This is a genomic window from Kocuria salina (assembly GCF_013368965.1).
GTDB classification, from domain to species: domain Bacteria; phylum Actinomycetota; class Actinomycetes; order Actinomycetales; family Micrococcaceae; genus Kocuria; species Kocuria rosea.
Genome location: NZ_SSSF01000005.1, coordinates 162,227 through 177,411, shown reverse-complemented (window position 1 = coordinate 177,411; position 15,185 = coordinate 162,227). Strand labels below are relative to the sequence as shown.

The 15,185-nt window shown below is 72.6% G+C and carries 14 protein-coding genes; 10 read left to right on the top strand and 4 right to left on the bottom strand.

Annotated features, from left to right (window positions below; genetic code table 11):
* Positions 1–25: 25 nt before the first annotated feature.
* A complete protein-coding gene (locus E7Z53_RS11760; RefSeq protein ID WP_176337817.1) occupies positions 26–1,801 on the top strand; it encodes a sodium-dependent transporter in 1,776 nt (591 codons plus the stop codon).
* Positions 1,798–1,947 carry a methionine/alanine import family NSS transporter small subunit gene (locus E7Z53_RS11755; RefSeq protein ID WP_017832443.1) on the top strand — a complete coding sequence of 50 codons (150 nt, stop codon included), beginning with the start codon at positions 1,798–1,800 and terminating at the stop codon, positions 1,945–1,947. Before E7Z53_RS11760 ends, E7Z53_RS11755 begins: the two co-directional genes overlap by 4 nt.
* A gap of 77 nt (positions 1,948–2,024) precedes the next feature.
* Here E7Z53_RS11755 and rarD read toward each other — a convergent pair whose 3' ends face one another.
* Entirely contained in the window at positions 2,025–2,957 is a 933-nt protein-coding gene (gene rarD, locus E7Z53_RS11750; protein ID WP_241975596.1) for an EamA family transporter RarD, read from the bottom strand.
* 21 nt (positions 2,958–2,978) lie between these two features.
* On the bottom strand, positions 2,979–4,250 hold the full coding sequence (locus E7Z53_RS11745; protein WP_176337816.1) for a DUF6882 domain-containing protein: 1,272 nt from the start codon (positions 4,248–4,250) through the stop codon (positions 2,979–2,981).
* A gap of 226 nt (positions 4,251–4,476) precedes the next feature.
* On the opposite strand from E7Z53_RS11745, the gene E7Z53_RS11740 reads away from it, so the two are divergent.
* Positions 4,477–5,868: an SseB family protein gene (locus E7Z53_RS11740; RefSeq protein ID WP_115162918.1), complete on the top strand. Its 1,392-nt coding sequence runs from the start codon at positions 4,477–4,479 to the stop codon at positions 5,866–5,868.
* Between the two features lie 15 nt (positions 5,869–5,883).
* Here E7Z53_RS11740 and E7Z53_RS11735 read toward each other — a convergent pair whose 3' ends face one another.
* The gene (locus E7Z53_RS11735) at positions 5,884–6,402 is read right to left on the bottom strand and encodes a Fur family transcriptional regulator (protein ID WP_095651590.1); all 519 of its coding nucleotides are present in this window, start codon (positions 6,400–6,402) and stop codon (positions 5,884–5,886) included.
* Between the two features lie 260 nt (positions 6,403–6,662).
* On the opposite strand from E7Z53_RS11735, the gene E7Z53_RS11730 reads away from it, so the two are divergent.
* From E7Z53_RS11730 to E7Z53_RS11710, 5 genes are all read left to right on the top strand, one after another.
* The gene (locus tag E7Z53_RS11730) at positions 6,663–8,600 is read left to right on the top strand and encodes a zf-HC2 domain-containing protein (protein ID WP_176337815.1); all 1,938 of its coding nucleotides are present in this window, start codon (positions 6,663–6,665) and stop codon (positions 8,598–8,600) included.
* 289 nt (positions 8,601–8,889) lie between these two features.
* On the top strand, positions 8,890–10,626 hold the full coding sequence (locus E7Z53_RS11725; RefSeq protein WP_176337814.1) for a zf-HC2 domain-containing protein: 1,737 nt from the start codon (positions 8,890–8,892) through the stop codon (positions 10,624–10,626).
* A gap of 150 nt (positions 10,627–10,776) precedes the next feature.
* On the top strand, positions 10,777–11,661 hold the full coding sequence (gene htpX / locus E7Z53_RS11720) for a zinc metalloprotease HtpX (RefSeq protein WP_017832436.1): 885 nt from the start codon (positions 10,777–10,779) through the stop codon (positions 11,659–11,661).
* Between the two features lie 374 nt (positions 11,662–12,035).
* Positions 12,036–12,590: a hypothetical protein gene (locus E7Z53_RS11715; protein ID WP_176337813.1), complete on the top strand. Its 555-nt coding sequence runs from the start codon at positions 12,036–12,038 to the stop codon at positions 12,588–12,590.
* A 220-nt stretch (positions 12,591–12,810) separates the two neighbouring features.
* Positions 12,811–13,041, top strand: coding sequence for a helix-turn-helix domain-containing protein (locus E7Z53_RS11710; RefSeq protein WP_176337812.1), 231 nt, complete (start codon positions 12,811–12,813; stop codon positions 13,039–13,041).
* Between the two features lie 20 nt (positions 13,042–13,061).
* On the opposite strand, the gene E7Z53_RS11705 is transcribed toward E7Z53_RS11710, so the two are convergent.
* Positions 13,062–14,195 (bottom strand): hypothetical protein, encoded by a 1,134-nt coding sequence (locus tag E7Z53_RS11705; RefSeq protein WP_176337811.1) that lies wholly within the window; start codon positions 14,193–14,195, stop codon positions 13,062–13,064.
* 123 nt (positions 14,196–14,318) lie between these two features.
* Here E7Z53_RS11705 and E7Z53_RS11700 point away from each other — a divergent pair, with 123 nt between their 5' ends.
* Positions 14,319–14,867, top strand: a complete 549-nt coding sequence (locus tag E7Z53_RS11700; RefSeq protein ID WP_176337810.1) for a hypothetical protein — start codon at positions 14,319–14,321, stop codon at positions 14,865–14,867.
* Positions 14,868–14,947: 80 nt separating this feature from the next.
* A complete protein-coding gene (locus E7Z53_RS11695) occupies positions 14,948–15,145 on the top strand; it encodes a hypothetical protein (RefSeq protein WP_176337809.1) in 198 nt (65 codons plus the stop codon).
* Positions 15,146–15,185 lie beyond the last annotated feature (40 nt).

Here is a 15,185-nt window from a genome sequence, read left to right as displayed (position 1 = left end):
CCACTTCCCGCACCCGAGGACGACCATGACCCCTCAGTCCCCACCCGGCCGTGCCGCCGCGCCACGCGAGGCGTTCTCCAGCCGCACCGTCTTCATCCTGGCCGCGATCGGCTCCGCCGTCGGCCTCGGCAACATCTGGCGCTTCCCCTACATCGCCTACGAGAACGGCGGCGGGGCGTTCCTGATCCCGTACCTCGTCGCGCTGCTCACGGCCGGTCTGCCGCTGCTGATGCTCGAGTACGGCATCGGCCACCGCTTCCGCGCCTCCGCGCCGCTGGCCTACCGCCGCCTGCACCCCAAGACCGAGTGGATCGGCTGGTGGCAGATGGGCATCAGCTTCGTGATCGCCGTGTACTACGCCGTCATCCTCGGCTGGGCGATGCTCTACACGTTCTTCTCGTTCAGCAAGGCCTGGGGCGAGGACCCCGGCACGTTCTTCCTCGCGGACGTCCTGCAGACCTCCGACGAGGTGACCGTCGCGTTCGACTTCGTCCCCAGCGTCCTGGGCACCACCGCCGTGGCCTGGGTGGCGCTGCTGGTGGTCCTGCTGCTGGGCGTGCAGAAGGGCATCGGCCGGGTCAACCTCGTGCTCATCCCGCTGCTGGTGCTGATGTTCCTCGTGATCGTCGTCATCGCCCTGACGCTGCCCGGTGCAACGGACGGCCTGAACGCGCTGTTCACCCCGGACTGGGCCGCACTGGGCAACAGCGCCGTGTGGGTCGCCGCCTACGGCCAGATCTTCTTCTCGCTCTCGGTCGGCTTCGGCATCATGATCACCTACTCGTCCTACCTCAAGCCCAAGACGGACCTCACCAGCTCCGGTCTCGTGGTGGGCTTCGGCAACTCCAGCTTCGAGATCCTCGCCGGCATCGGCGTCTTCGCGGCACTGGGCTTCATGGCCGGGGTCGCCGGGGTGGGCGTCGACGAGGTCGCCACCTCGGGCATCGGCCTCGCGTTCATCGCGTTCCCGACGATCATCTCCCAGGCGCCCCTCGGCACCCTCATCGGGGTGCTGTTCTTCGCGTCGCTGACCTTCGCCGGGTTCACCTCGCTCGTGTCCATCGTCGAGGTCGTCGTCGCGGCGGTCCAGGACAAGCTCGGCCTGCGCCGGCGCACCGCCGTGGTGGCTGTCGTGGTGCCCATGGCGCTGATCTCCCTGGCCCTGTTCACGACCACCACGGGGCTGAACCTGCTCGACGTCACGGACAACTTCGTCAACCAGTTCGGCATCGTGGCCGCGGCACTCGTGTCCGTGATGCTCCTGACGGCCGGCTTCTCCGCGCTGCCGACCCTGCGGGACCACCTCAACTCGGTGTCCTCCTTCAAGCTGGGGCGCACCTGGATGGTCGTGGCCGGCGGGCTCACCCCGATCGTGCTGGGCTACATCCTCATCGACACGCTCACCACCACCGTGGCGGAGGGCTACGGCGAGATGCCCACCTGGTTCGTCAACACGTTCGGCTGGGGCATGGCGATCGGGCTCATCGTGATCGCCTACGTGCTCTCGAAGCTCCCGTGGCCAGGAGCCTCCCGGGCGAACGAGCTCAGCCCGTCCCCCGCGATCCTGGACGCCTTCACGGACCGGAACCGGATGGAGGGGGACCGGCACCTCTCCCACTGGTCGGACACCGCCCTGCGCACCCCGGCCCTCGACCAGGACTTCTCCTACCGCGCCCTCGCCGAGGGCACGGCCGGGTCCACGGGCCGGCACGCGGAGGCCCCCGCCGCGGCGACCGGCACGGCGCCCTGGAGCTCCGGCACCACGTCCAGCACCACCGGATCCCAGGAGGACCCCCGATGACCACTCCCGCCATCATCATGCTCATCGTGGCCGTGTGCACGGTGTGGGGCGGCTTCATCGCCGCCGTGCTCCACCTGCGGCGCACCCCCGAGGTCCCGGACAACGACCAGGGCTTCGGCGGCGACGACTACGTCCGCACCACCTGACCCCGTCCCGCACCCCCGGGACCAGCAGGAGGGCTCCCGGCGCCGCGCGGCGCCGGGAGCCCTCCTGCGCGTGGTGCTCAGGCGCGGCGCGCCCGCGGGGCGCGCACCGCGTCCAGCACGAGGAGCAGCACCGCGAGCCACACGAAGCAGAAGCTGACCCAGCGCTCCAGGGGCATCTGCTCGCCGAACACGAGCACGGCCAGCAGGAACTGCCCGATGGGCGCCACGTACTGGATCATGCCCACGGTGCTCAGCGGCAGGCGGGTCGCGGCGACCCCGAACAGGATCAGCGGCACGGCCGTGATCACGCCCGAGGACAGCATCAGCAGGAGGTGGCCGGTGCCCTCGCTGCCCAGGGTCAGCCTGCCGTCCGCCCCGAGCAGCGCCACGACGATCGCGGCCACCGGGGTCAGCGCCATCGTCTCCACGGTCAGCGTCACGATCGCCGGGTAGGACCCGCCCATCCGGTTCTTCACGAGGCCGTAGAAGCCGAAGGAGAAGGCCAGGCCCAGCGAGAGCCACGGCACCCGCCCGTAGAAGACGGCCATGACCACGACCGCCACGAACCCGATCCCCACGGCCGTCCACTGCAGGGCCCGCATCCGCTCCCGCAGCACCAGCACGCCGAGCAGGATGGCCACGAGGGGGTTGATGAAGTAGCCGAGGGAGGCCTCCAGGGTGTTCCCCGTGGTCGTGGCGACCGTGTAGAGCCACCAGTTGACCCCGATCAGCAGGCCGGCCACGGCCAGGGTCCCGAGAGTGCGCGGAGCGCGCAGCGCCCGGCCCAGGGGGTGCAGCTGCCCGGTGAGCGCCAGCAGCGCCAGGCAGAAGACCAGGGAGAAGAGCACGCGCATCGCCACGATCTCCACCGGCGTGGCCGGCTCCAGGGCCACGAAGTACAGCGGGAGCAGGCCCCAGATCCCGTAGGCGGCGAATCCGGAGAGCACTCCGGCCCGGGTCCTCGACTGTTCGTCGGGATCCGGGCCGGGTGCGGTGTTGTAGGCGGTCACGCTCGAGGGTACCGCCGGGGGTCAGAGGCCGAAGAATCGGCTGAAGAAGCCCTTCTTCCGATCGCCCTGCTCCTCCTCGGCGGTCTCCTCGCCCTCCACCACGGGCTCCGTCCCGGCGCTGCCCGGGACGCCGGGGCCGGCCACGACCTCGCGCTCGACCTCGCGCTCCACCTGCGGCTCCGCGACGGGCTCCCGGTGCTGCGCGGCGGCGGGCTCGGGCACCTCCTCGCGGGCCGGGCGGACGGGCTCGGGGCCGGGCACCACCGTGGTGCTCACGCGGCCCGGGCGCACCTCCCGGTCCGAGGGCTCCTGGTCGAACGGGAGGTCGGTCTCGGCGGCACCGGCGTGCGCGGCGGCCGGCTCCTCGGCCGGCCGGGACTCCTCGGCCGGTTCGGGCCGGACGTGCTCCGTCTCGACGAAGTCGGGCACCTCGATCGGCTCGGGCTGCTCCCGGGGGGCCTCCTCGGGCACCGGGGTCTCCGCGGGAGCCACCGGGGCCGCGGCGCGGTGCGGCTCGGCCTCCTGCCGGGCGGCCGTGGCCTCGGCGGCGGCACGGTCCTCGCGCAGGATGGCAGCGCGCTCCCGGGCGTCGGCGGCCAGGTCCACCAGGATCTCGGGGCCCACGGACGGCTCGGCGGGCTCGACACCGGAGATCTGGTGGTCGTCGAACCAGAACCGCTGCGCGCCGTCCCGCACGGTCACCACGCACGTGGCCTCGGTGTCCCACTCGATGTGGGCGCCGCGCAGCTTGGCGTAGGAGTCCACGGCGAGGTTGTGGTCCACCGCGGTGTCCGTGGTCAGCGCCTCGGCGATGACCCGCATCATCCGCTCCACGGTGAGCTCGGGGAGCTCGAACTCGGGTCCGTCCAGCAGCAGCCACGCGGTGACGCCGCCGCCCGCTCCCGCGGGGTAGTGCGCGTACACGCCCGTCACGGCCTTGGCCGCCAGCGTCAGCCGGCGGGCGAGGCCCTCCGCCACGGGCAGCTCGTCGGTGGACAGCTCGTCCACGCCCAGCCGTTCCCCGGCCTCGCGGGCCTGGACCGCGGCGGAGACCACCGCGGCCGGGAAGTGGCCCAGCTCCTGCCAGGACCAGATCCAGGAGCCGCGGGAGGCGGACTCGGTGCCCAGCAGATAGGGCGTCAGGGTCACGGGGGGCTCGGTCTGCAGGGTGAACGCCGGCGCGGAGAAGTCGACGTCCCACCCGGCGCCCTGGGTCAGCTCGGCCAGCCTGGCCTGGTACTCGGTGGAGATGAAGATCGACTCGTCGATCAGTTCCTGCAGCGTTTTCGTCATGCGTCCAGGCTAGCAACCCTCGCGGGTGCGGGAGCGTCACGGCGGGCGCCGCCCGGTGCGTCGGCGGGGGCGCCGGACGGCCGCTCCGCCCGCGGCGGCCGGGGACCGCTTGGGTAGGGTGGGGCGAGACCCTCGGGGCCCCGCGGGTGCCGCGCCCGGCCCCGCGCCCGTCCCGTGACCACACGATCAGAGCAGGCCCCCTCGCGGGCCGGGAACGAGCCACCGCATGAGCGAGACCCCCGCCACTCCGACCCCCGGACCGGCCCGGCAGGAGCTGCTGAACACGATCGGCTCGTGGGTGCTCTCCGTGCTGCGCACGGAGCCGGGATGGGACCGGATGGTCGTGGACCTCAAGGTCCAGGGCGGGCGCGTGCACCTGCGCGTGCGCGAGCAGCGGGGCGACGAGGTGGTGCCCGGCACCGCCGGGCCCATCAAGGAGGACAGCGCCGTCATCCCCGCCGTCGAGCAGCTGCGGGAGAACGTCCACGTCCCGGGGCGCGGGACGTGGTTCACGGCCACGGTCGTGATCCTCGCCGAGGGCTGGCCCGAGCCGACCCACCGGATCGGAGGGACCTACGACCTCGACGGCGAGCCCCGCCAGTGGGGGACGGAGGGGCCGTTCACGGCCCAGGACGTCCTGGCGCACCTCGAGCGCTTCCCTCGCACCCGCGCCCGGATCCCCGCGTGGGCCCTCGAGCTCGCCCGGCGGGACGGCGTCGAGCTGCCGGTCCTCGCCCCGGGCGCCGAGCAGCAGGCCGACCCCGAGGGGGTCGTCAACCCCCTCGTGCGGGCGGCCGTCGACCGGTTCGTGGGCGCCCCCGACAACAAGGCGATGATCGAGGTCGTCCGGCAGTGCATGGCGGGCTCCCTGCTGCTGGACGTCACGGCCAGCGACCTCGTGGCGGGCCCGGGCGGGGAGGCCGTGGGCCCGGAGTCCACCCTGCGCGTCCAGACCCTGGGGGAGCCGGACGGCACGCGGTCCCTCGCCGCCTACACATCGGCGGCGGAGGCCCAGGCCATGTTCGACCGCCACCACCCGGACGGCGGCAAGCCCGTGCTGCTGCGCGAGTCCGCCGTGAAGGTCCTGAAGATGCTCGCCGACGACCCGCAGCACGACCACCTGGTCATCGACCCGGCCCACCGCGGCTGCCGGATCAGCCGCCCCCAGGTGGAGTGGGCGATGCGGGCGCCGCGCAACGACGCCGTGAAGGCCGCGATGCTCGAGAACAACATGTCGCAGCTGCTCGCAGGGCTCCTGGCCCCGGACGCAGTGCTGCTGCTCGGTGCGCGCGTGCAGGACGGGCGCGCCGTGCCGGTCTACGCGAAGCCGCAGGAGGAGGGCGCCGCGCCGGACACCCTCCTGCTGTTCACATCCGCGCCCGAGGTCGCCGTGCTGGACACCACCCTGGAGGTCCGCTCCGCGCCGGCCCGCCAGGCGCTGCGCTTCGCCCTCGACGCCGGGGCGCGGAAGGTCAGCATCAACGCGCACCCCCCGGTGGCCACGCTGACCGCCGACCAGCTCCGGGAGCTCCTGGCCCTCGTGGAGAAGGAGCCGGGGCAGGCTGGGGGCGCCGAGGCCGGGCCGGGTCCGGCCGGGGACGGCACCGGGCGGAGCTGAGTCCCGGCGGGCGGGTCAGCCCGCGGCGGGGAGGGGCTGCTCTGCGGAGGGCTGCTCCGGGGCGGCCTGCTCGGGGGAGGCCCCGGCCGCGAGGCAGTCGGCGCAGATGCCCTGGTAGACGACGTCGGCGGTGAGCAGCTGCATGCCGTGGTGCTCGGAGGGCGTGAGGCACGGGGCGTGGCCGACGGCGCAGTCGACGTCGGCCACCGTTCCGCAGCGCACGCAGTACGCGTGGTGGTGGTTGTCACCGGTGCGGGTCTCGTACCGGGCCGGGGACGCGGGCGGCTCGAACTTGCGGAGCATGCCGACGGCCGTGAGGTCGGAGAGGACCACGTAGACGGACTGCAGGGTGATCGCCGGCAGCACCGTGCGGACGTCCGCGAGGACCTCGTCGGCGGTGGAGTGCGGGCGGCGGTCCACCGCGTCGAGGACGGCCAGCCGCTGCTTGGTGACCCGGCGGCCGTGGGAGCGCAACAGGTCCGACCACGCGGCGGCCCGGGCGGTGTCCGGTGCGGGGCGTTCCGTTGTCTGCATCCTTCTACCGTAGCGTTATCACGATGGACTCACAATAGCGGGACGCATCCGCTCCGCCCGTGTGCGCCATGGTCGATCCCTCGTGACAGTTCTGGTCGCACCGGCGGGCACGGGCTTTCACCCGCCTCTGACCTGCGCTTACGATGTGCGCGGGGGATGGGGGTCCGGCAACGTCGTCGTGGCGTGCGCGCCCGCGGGTCGGACGGGACGTTCCCGGAGCTCTTTCTTCCCGAACGACCGCGACCACCACGGAGACAGACATGACGCGTCCTGCCCACGCCCGTCCGAACGGCCACGCCGGCGATCCGGAGGCGCTCCGTGACGACGTCCTCCTCGGCGCCGCCCACTCCGGGGACGCCGACGCCTTCGGGGTGCTGCGGGAGCGGTACCACGGCACGGCCCTCGCCGTGGCGCGGTCGCGGACCGGCAGCACGGAGGAGGCGGAGGGCGTCGCCGCGGCGGCTCTCGGACGGATCGAGCAGATCGTCGGCGAGGGCGGCGGCCCCCGCGCCTTCCTCGGCGCTTTCGTCGTGTGGATGGTCGGGCGGGAGGCCGACGGCGGCACGCGGCCGGTCGCGCTGCCGGACGATCCCGCCGACCCCGCGTCCCTGGTCCGGGTCTTCAGCGGCCTGCCCGCCGAGTGGCAGGGCTTCCTCTGGCGCACCGAGGTGCTGGGCCAGAGCGCCCGCCGGGCCTCGGCGGCGCTGGGGCTCGGCGCGGTCGCGGCCGCCGGTCTGCACCGTGACATGGTCCGGGGTCTCCGCGGGCTCTACGGCCAGGCCGCGGCGGACCGGGCGGCGGGACCGGACTGCGCGGAGTTCTCCGCCGAGCTGCCCCACTTCGTCCGGGGCACCCGCGGGCAGCGGAGCCGGCGGGACGTCAAGGCGCACCTCGACGGGTGCGCCCGCTGCACCGCCGAGTACCTGAGCCGACAGGACATCGGGACGGGCCTGCGCACGTGGACGCTGCCCGTGCTGGCCGGTCTGCCGCTGTGGGGCACCGAGTCCCTCGAGCTCACCAACCTCATCGCCGCCGCGGGCGCGGGGACCGGCGCGGCCGCCGGAGCAGGGGCCGCAACGGGCGCCGCCGCGGCCGGTGCCCCCGCAGGGGTCGCCGCCGTCGGCGCGGGGGCCTCCCGTGCCCGTCCGGAGGACGCGCCGGGAACCTCGCCGTGGTCGAGCCGCAGGACGAAGGTCCTCCTGGGCGCAGGGGCCCTGGCGACCGCCGTGGCGGTCGCCGCGGTGGGCGTGTCCGGCGGGGGCGACCCGGTCCCGGCCGCCGACAGCCTCGCCGCCGAGCGGGCGCCGCGCACCGCCGAGGACCTGGAGAAGCCTCGCGCGGACGGTCCTGCGGCCGGAGCGGAGCAGGACGACGACGAGTCCGGTGCCGGGGTCTCCGCGCCGGAGCGCGACGGGAGCCCGTCCGGGTCGGACGAGACCGCGGCCGGGCAGGCGCCGGGCGACGCCCCGGCCGGCGCGACCCAGGACGGTGCTGGGCCGGAGGCCGCGGCCCTCGTGGCCGACGCCGACCGCAGCGATGACGACCTGGCCGGTGACGCTGTGGCCGGTGCCGGCCGCAGCGGTGACGACGCGGGCGCTGCGGCGGCCGCCGGCGGCGTGCCGGGACCGTCCGGGGACGGGGGTGCCACCCCGCCGCGGTCCGGTGCGGAGCGGCCGGCGTCCGTGCCGGGCGGGGACCGTGCCCCGGAGACCGGGACGCCCGGCGCGGCGTCGGGCGATGGAGCCGGAGCTGCCCGGGACGCGTCGTCCGGGGACGCGCCGACGAGCGCGCCGCCGGCCCGCAGGGCCGACGACCCCGCGACCGCTCCCACACCGGCACGGGAGGCGGGCACCCCCTCGCCCGTCCCGTCGGTGCTGACCCCGCAGCCGGTCGTGGACGCGAGCCCCGCGCCGTTCAAGGCGCCGGCGCCCCCGGCCCGGACGGCCGGACCGCCGAGCGACCGCACGGGCTCGGACGCCGCTCCCGGACGCCGGCACGGGCAGCAGGGGGCCGGCGCCCCCGGGGTGCGGTACGCCGAGCGCGGGCCCCGGCACCGCGGGACGAGCTGGGACGAGGACGGGTCCCGCGAGCGGAAGCACTCGGGGCGCCACGGCCGCGAGCACCAGCGGGGGTCGGACGGGGCGCCCGGCCGCTCCGGCGGCCACGCCGACCAGAGGGAGGGCCGCCCCCACCGCTGAGCGCCCAGCCCCGCCCGCCCCTCCCGGAGGCCTGGCGTCACCCGGCGACCCCGCGGCTCCCGGCGGCACTGTGTTACGAACGGGAACGGCTCGTGACAGGAGCGGCGTGCCGCCCTCCACCGGGGCGCTCTACCATGGGCTCGGGGGACCGGGGGGTCCACAGTGCTGGAACCGCGCGCCGTCGGCGTGCGCCGTCATCGTCTTCGCCGGGGGCACGGCCCTGCGGCACCGCTCCCGGGTCGCCCGCACCGCAAGGTGACCGAGCGTTCCCGAGACCGACGGAGACCCCATGATGCGCACGACCGAGCCGCTCGCCCAGGGGCGCACCCCGCGCACCGACGAGGAGCTGCTCGCCGCGGTGCGGGCGCAGCAGCCCGACGCCTTCCCGGACCTGCGGGACCGGCACTGGCACACCGCCGTGGTCGTGGCCAGGCTCCACACGCCGAGCCGCCAGGACGCGGAGCAGCTGGCGGGCACGGCCTTCGACCAGGTCCTCGCGGAGCTCGGCGAGGAGACGCAGGACGAGGACGGGCCGGGGGTCTTCCTGCGGGCACGGCTGGTCGCCGTCGTGGGCCGGGCCGGCGTGGAGCGGGCGAGCGCGGCCGGGACGGTCACCGGCATCTATCTCGGTCTCCCCGCGTCGTGGCAGGCCGTGCTGTGGCACCTGGAGGTCGAGGCCCTCGGGCTCGAGCGGACGGCCGCGGTGCTCGGGCTGAGCCCCGCCGCCACCACCGCGCTGCACCTCGAGGCGCGCGCCGGGCTGCGGGCCGCCTACCGCCGGGCCAGGCAGGACCTGCCGACCCTCGCCGGGTGCGCGGACTGCGCGGCCGACCTCGGCGCCTTCGCCGACGGCGGCCTGTCCGCCGAGCGGACGCAGGCCGTGCAGGACCACCTCGACGAGTGCCCGCGCTGCACCGCCGACCACCTGTACCTGCAGGACACCGAAGCAGGCCTGCGCGGCTGGCTGCTGCCCGTGCTCGCCGGGGTGCCGCTGTGGGACGTCCGGACCGACGAGCTCGTGGAGCTGGTCCGGGCCGCGGGACGGATGAGCGCCGGGCGACTCGGCGCGGCCCCGGGCACCGACGTGGCCGGCGGGGCCCTCGCCGCCGTCCACGTCACCCGGCGGGGCCGGAAGGTGCTGCTCGGCGCCGGGGCCCTGGCGGCCGCGGCGGCGCTGGCCGGGATCGTCGTGACCGGCTCCGGCGGTCCCGGCGACGGGACGACACAGGCCACGGGGCGCCTCGGCGGCTCCGGCGCGACGGGCCCCTCCGCGCCGGAGGCCTCCGCACCCGCGGCCTCCGCCGGGGACGACGGCGCGGCCACCATGGCCCGCGGCGCCGGTGCAGCGGTGCCCGGTGGTGCCGGCGGGGTGCTGTCGCTGCCGACCTCCGAGCCGTCCCCCGGCCCCCTGACCGAGGCCGCGGCCGAGGCACGGACCGCCGGGGCGGGCGGCGGAACGATCACCACCGCGGCCACGACGGACGGACCGGCCGCCGGCTCACGGGAGGCCGCCACCGATGCCGGCGCGTCGACCGGGCGTCGCACCGAGGCGGCCCCCTCCACCCGGGGGAGCGTCCAGGACGACGGCCGAGCGCCCCGGCCCGCGGCGGCGGGTGGACGGCCCTCGGACAGCGGCACCCCCGGCGGCTCCTCGGCGGCCGGCGGCGGCACTCCTGCGCCGCTGCCCGCGGCCGACGACGACGGCAGCCCGGCCGGGGAGGCCCCTGTCGAGCAACCCCCGGCCGCCGGGCCGACCGAGCCCAGGACGCCGGTGACCGAGAGCCCGGGCACCGAGCCACCCGCGGAGGAGGTCCCGGCCCCGGAGACCCCGGGCGCGGAACAGCCCCCGGCAGAGTCCCCGGCTCCGGAGGCCCCCGAGGCCCCGGCGTCAGAGCCCGCGGCAACGGCGCCCGCGGCAACGGTGCCTCCGGCCGAGGAGCTCCCGTCGACCGGAGCAACCGGGCCGGGGACCCCGTCCTCGGAGCCCGGTGCCGGCGGTGCCACTCCTCCCACCCCCGGCGGGTGACCGCGGCGATCCCTCCGGCACCGGGCGACGAGCACGCCCGGCGCCGGCTGGGAGAACCCTGGGCGTCGCCCGGCCCGGGAAGACCGGCGCCGCCGGCGCCGTTGTGCCCAACGGAAGACCCCCGTTCCCGATGAAGGAGCCGCACCCGCGATGCACAGCCACAACAACGGGCTCAAGACCGTCCTGCTGCTCGGCGGCCTGTGGGCGGTGCTGCTGGCCATCGGGTGGGTCGTGGCGAGCGGGACGGGCAGCAGCGTCTTCATCTGGGTCTTCGCGCTGATCGGCCTGGCGTCCACGGCGTACAGCTACTGGAACAGCGACAAGCTCGCCCTGCGCTCCATGCGCGCCATCCCGATCACCGAGCAGCAGGCGCCGGGCTACTACCGGATCGTGCGGGAGCTGTCGCAGCGGGCGAACCAGCCGATGCCCCGTCTGTTCATCGCCCCGACGATGAGCCCCAACGCCTTCGCCACCGGACGGAACCCGGAGAACTCGGCGGTGTGCGTGACCGAGGGCATCCTCCAGCTGCTCGACGAGCGCGAGCTGCGGGGCGTGCTGGGCCACGAGCTGATGCACGTCTACAACCGGGACATCCTCACGTCCTCGATCGCCGCGGCCGTGGCCGGCATCATCACCTCGGCCGCGCAGTTCCTCCAGTTCTCGGCCATCTTCGGCGGGGGGCGGGGCGGTGACCGCGGCAACCCTCTCGTGGGGCTGCTCCTGGCCTTCCTGGCGCCGCTCGCCGCGACCGTCATCCAGCTCGCGGTCTCCCGCACCCGCGAGTACGACGCCGACGAGGACGGCGCGCAGCTCACGGGCGATCCGCTCGCGCTGGCCTCCGCCCTGCGCAAGATCGAGATGGGCACGAACGCCCGGCCGCTGAACCCCGCCGACCAGAAGCTCGTCAACACCTCGCACCTGATGATCGCCAACCCGTTCCGCGGCGGCGGCGCCTCCAGCCTGTTCCGGACCCATCCGCCGACCGCGGACCGCGTGGCCCGGCTCGAGGGCATGGCGGGGATCGGCCGCCGCTGAGCCCGCCCGCCGACGACGACGGAGCCGCCCACCTCGCGAGGTGGGCGGCTCCGTCGTCGCACGGGGGGAGCGGCGCGAGCCGCGCCGCGGGACGAGCTCAGCGGTAGTTGATGAACTGAGCCGGGGTCTTTGCCAGTGGTTGCAGGCAGCTAACTCCCGCGTATTTCCGGGGACATCTCGTAGCGCCTGATGGTTCCTGTTCGACCGCTTGCGGGCTTTCTGCGGACTTCTTGCGGACTACAGGGCCCGAGACCACGACCCGTGGAAAGGCCATCACGGTGTAGACCTGGCGCTCTATCGCGACACGGTGCGCGGTCCACCCGCGCCTGCCTGGAACGAGGGACGATGGAAATTCCCCCAGGAAAGGACCCCCGATGCCCGACTACAAGGACTTCTCCATCAAGCTCGTTCGACGAGCCCTGAACAGCAACGACGAGCTTCCCCGGAACTTCCGCAGCAACGCCAGCGGCACGTGGCTGGGCAACGCCATCTTCCAAATCGCGGCCATTCACGACCACGACGAGCCGATCCTGTACATCGGCGCCACGATGACCCACCCGCGGAAGGGTGATGACGCTCAGGAGCAGCTCAACAACGGCTATCTCGGCGGCGTGGTGATTGCCTTCTCGGAAACGGTGTTCTACCGGGCAGTGGCTACCGAGCGTGATCTGACCACAACCGCCTACCCGCTCGCCCTCCGCAGCCTCGCCGTCACTCAGGTGCAGGGGAGCTACGACGGTGCGTTCAACTCCGCCCCGTACATGGTTGAAGTGGAGGCGGAGCTCTCCAATGGCGGCGCTTTCCACCTGCCGGTTACGCCGGGGGCCACCGAGCCGGCGTTCGACGAGCTGCAGGCTGCACTCTCAGCGCTCCGGAAGGCACTCACGCCTGCCTCGTACGAGGAGCGGTGGCCGGAGCCGACCGAATAGTAAGTGCCCGTTTGCCGTGGGTCTTGGAAGTTCAAGTGACACGGCTTCTTCGCTGATAGTAATCCCAGCTTGGCGAAGCACAGCCCCGGTCGCCGGATAGTGACCGGGGCGTTGCTTCTTATCGTCCCTGCCGCGGATAATTCACAGTGAAAGGTGAAAGCGGTATCAATTGCCATTTCCTTAATTGGCACTAACGGCGGTTCATTCGTATTCTTCCGTTATGGCTAAATCTCCTGAGCTCGAGAAGCTGTACACCGTCGCCCAGGTCGCCGAGCTCGGCCTGATCCCGTACCACGCCGACACGATCCGGCAGCTATGCCGGAAAGGGCCTGCCCTCGGCGGGCTGCGCACGGTCCGCCCGGGCACCAACAAGGCCGCTAAGTACCTCATCCCCGCCTCGGCCATCGAGGAATGGAAGAAGCGGAACGAGTACTCTCCCTGGGCCCGGTGACAGGGGTGACTCCCCGGTTGCTACTTCTTCCTCTTCCTCCGGTGGCGCCTGCGGCGAGGCCCGTTCTTCCGCAGAGGGTTCTTGTGCTGTGAGTTCTTTCGACCGTCCGGATGTGCTGCAAGGTAGGCGAGAAGGGTGTTTGCCACCTCTTCCATAGGCGCCGAGATGTCCTCAATTGACCGTTCTCCATCCGTCCATGGAGCAACGACGACACAGAGCCAGATAATGACCACGAGAAGTTTCCGGATCGTCTTGCGGCTCGTCTTCGCTTGCGGAGCGAGTCGTTTGGCGTCGGCCTTGATTCGCCGTCGTAGGTGCTTGTCCGAGAACAGCACGCGTTCGATGTCTTGCCAGGCGTCGTCCAAGAGCTGCTCATCGCGCATGAGCTCTTCCACCTGGAGGGCCCGCGTGTCCTCGTCGGACTCCTCCCGGACTGCATCTGCCTCAAGTCGCCACGCGACGTCGCTGAGCAATCTGCCGATCGCTGGCGTCGACACAAGCAGCCGTGAGACTGCGAGTGTCGAGGTGGGTGAGATGAGTCGCTTGAGCTCGGGGGACTGGAAGCTGGCCACCGCCGAAGTGCTGATCAGCTTGGAGACATCAGACCATCCAGAATTGGCCAGGATGGACCGAGTGAGACCTTCTATGGCTGGGCCGGTGATGGCCGGGTAGCGGACGTTTAGCGCTCCGCCGGCGGACGCGAAATCCATCTTCGGCAGAAAACTGGTGAGAAGGCCATCCGTGACGGACGCAGCGCCGAGGAACTTGCTGGCTGAACCCTGGTTGATGAGGCTCGCCATGCCGGATCCGGCGTTGAGGCCTTTGAACATGGAACTTTGTCCGATTGCGCGGGCAATCGCAGAGTTGTCGAAGCTTGGTAGAACCGACTTTCCATAAAGAGACGCTAATCTCGCGCCCGCTCTTCCCGTGATCTCCTTCAGCTCATCAAACTCCGCGAGTTCCTCTGGCGCAAGCAGCTCAGCGCGCTCCTCGTTGGAGAGGGAAGCAAGCTCCTCAAATCGCTCCAAGGACATAGGTCGGTCCTCGGAGCCCTCCCATCCTGGGAACTTCTCACGGAGACGTCTGCGGACATCGTCTCTCGTCGGCTTGTCGACTCCGGGATGGTCTTCCGGGGTCTCAGGGGTCTCTGTCATCGCGTCCTCCTCGTGGATGTCTCTCCATTGTGGCTGGCTCGATGCGTAACGATGGGGATCAGAGGGCGGCGGATCGACAGGCGTCGTTACGATAGTGAACACCCCCAGTGCTCAGGAGTACCCATGCGTCGCCCTCACCTTGTCCCTCTGCTCGTGTTGCCCCTCTTCCTGGCCGGCTGCGCGGAGGACACGTCCACGGCCGCGAGTGAGCTTGAGACGGCAAGTCCGTCTCCCACCGCGGCTACGGCCACGAAGGATGGCCAGTACGAGGGAGACATCCGGGACTACGGCGAGATCGCCTCTGAGCAGGAGCGCTCGGTCACCGAATGGCGAGCTGACTGGGACGAGAACAACTGCTTCTCACAGGTCGGCCAGAGCCCGTTCTGCATGGCCAACATCACGACGGCCAACTTCATCAGCCAGACGGTAAGCGCCAGCTTCGAGGGCGCAAGCAAGCCCGGGGTGCCGGCCTACATCGGCGATGTCCCCGACGAGGGGGAATGGCTGACCGAGACGACGATCGAGAAGGCGGACGAGGCGCACACCCTGGCGGAAGGATGGCAAGAACTCGACTGCACCACGGAACTCGCCGCGTGCCAGGTCGACGGGCGACGGCTCGCCAGCGCCATGGAGGACCTCGAAACCAAGCTCATGGAGTGGGGCGACGTCTGATCCCCAGCGGCGTCTTCGGCCACCAGTAGGCTGAAACGAGCGGGCCCCCATCCCGCACCGCATAGGAGAGGGAGAGCACCATGTCCAAGCAGCAGGAGACCGCCGACGCATTGTTCGCAGAGATCAAGGCAGAGATCTCTGGCCTCCAGCAGTGGATGCCTGGGGAACGTCCGGAGCACCTCGAGAAGCTCTGTAGGGCCTATGCCGCGGTTGCCGCCAACCTTCCGCCGGTGGAACCGAAGAGTGCCTACGAGGATGGCGGCGTGACGTTCGTCTGATGGCCAGAAGGGCCCGGACACCACCAGGTGTCCGGGCCCT

What these genes read in the sequence shown, in the direction of transcription:
- E7Z53_RS11715 (WP_176337813.1), top strand. Translation starts at nt 12,036, where the DNA reads ATGCCCGACTACAAGGACTTCTCCATCAAGCTCGTTCGACGAGCCCTG.
- E7Z53_RS11755 (WP_017832443.1), top strand. Translation starts at nt 1,798, where the DNA reads ATGACCACTCCCGCCATCATCATGCTCATCGTGGCCGTGTGCACGGTG.
- E7Z53_RS11745 (WP_176337816.1), bottom strand. Translation starts at nt 4,250, where the DNA reads ATGACGAAAACGCTGCAGGAACTGATCGACGAGTCGATCTTCATCTCC.
- E7Z53_RS11705 (WP_176337811.1), bottom strand. Translation starts at nt 14,195, where the DNA reads ATGACAGAGACCCCTGAGACCCCGGAAGACCATCCCGGAGTCGACAAG.
- E7Z53_RS11725 (WP_176337814.1), top strand. Translation starts at nt 8,890, where the DNA reads ATGATGCGCACGACCGAGCCGCTCGCCCAGGGGCGCACCCCGCGCACC.
- htpX (WP_017832436.1), top strand. Translation starts at nt 10,777, where the DNA reads ATGCACAGCCACAACAACGGGCTCAAGACCGTCCTGCTGCTCGGCGGC.
- E7Z53_RS11710 (WP_176337812.1), top strand. Translation starts at nt 12,811, where the DNA reads ATGGCTAAATCTCCTGAGCTCGAGAAGCTGTACACCGTCGCCCAGGTC.
- E7Z53_RS11695 (WP_176337809.1), top strand. Translation starts at nt 14,948, where the DNA reads ATGTCCAAGCAGCAGGAGACCGCCGACGCATTGTTCGCAGAGATCAAG.
- E7Z53_RS11730 (WP_176337815.1), top strand. Translation starts at nt 6,663, where the DNA reads ATGACGCGTCCTGCCCACGCCCGTCCGAACGGCCACGCCGGCGATCCG.
- E7Z53_RS11735 (WP_095651590.1), bottom strand. Translation starts at nt 6,402, where the DNA reads ATGCAGACAACGGAACGCCCCGCACCGGACACCGCCCGGGCCGCCGCG.
- E7Z53_RS11760 (WP_176337817.1), top strand. Translation starts at nt 26, where the DNA reads ATGACCCCTCAGTCCCCACCCGGCCGTGCCGCCGCGCCACGCGAGGCG.
- E7Z53_RS11740 (WP_115162918.1), top strand. Translation starts at nt 4,477, where the DNA reads ATGAGCGAGACCCCCGCCACTCCGACCCCCGGACCGGCCCGGCAGGAG.
- E7Z53_RS11700 (WP_176337810.1), top strand. Translation starts at nt 14,319, where the DNA reads ATGCGTCGCCCTCACCTTGTCCCTCTGCTCGTGTTGCCCCTCTTCCTG.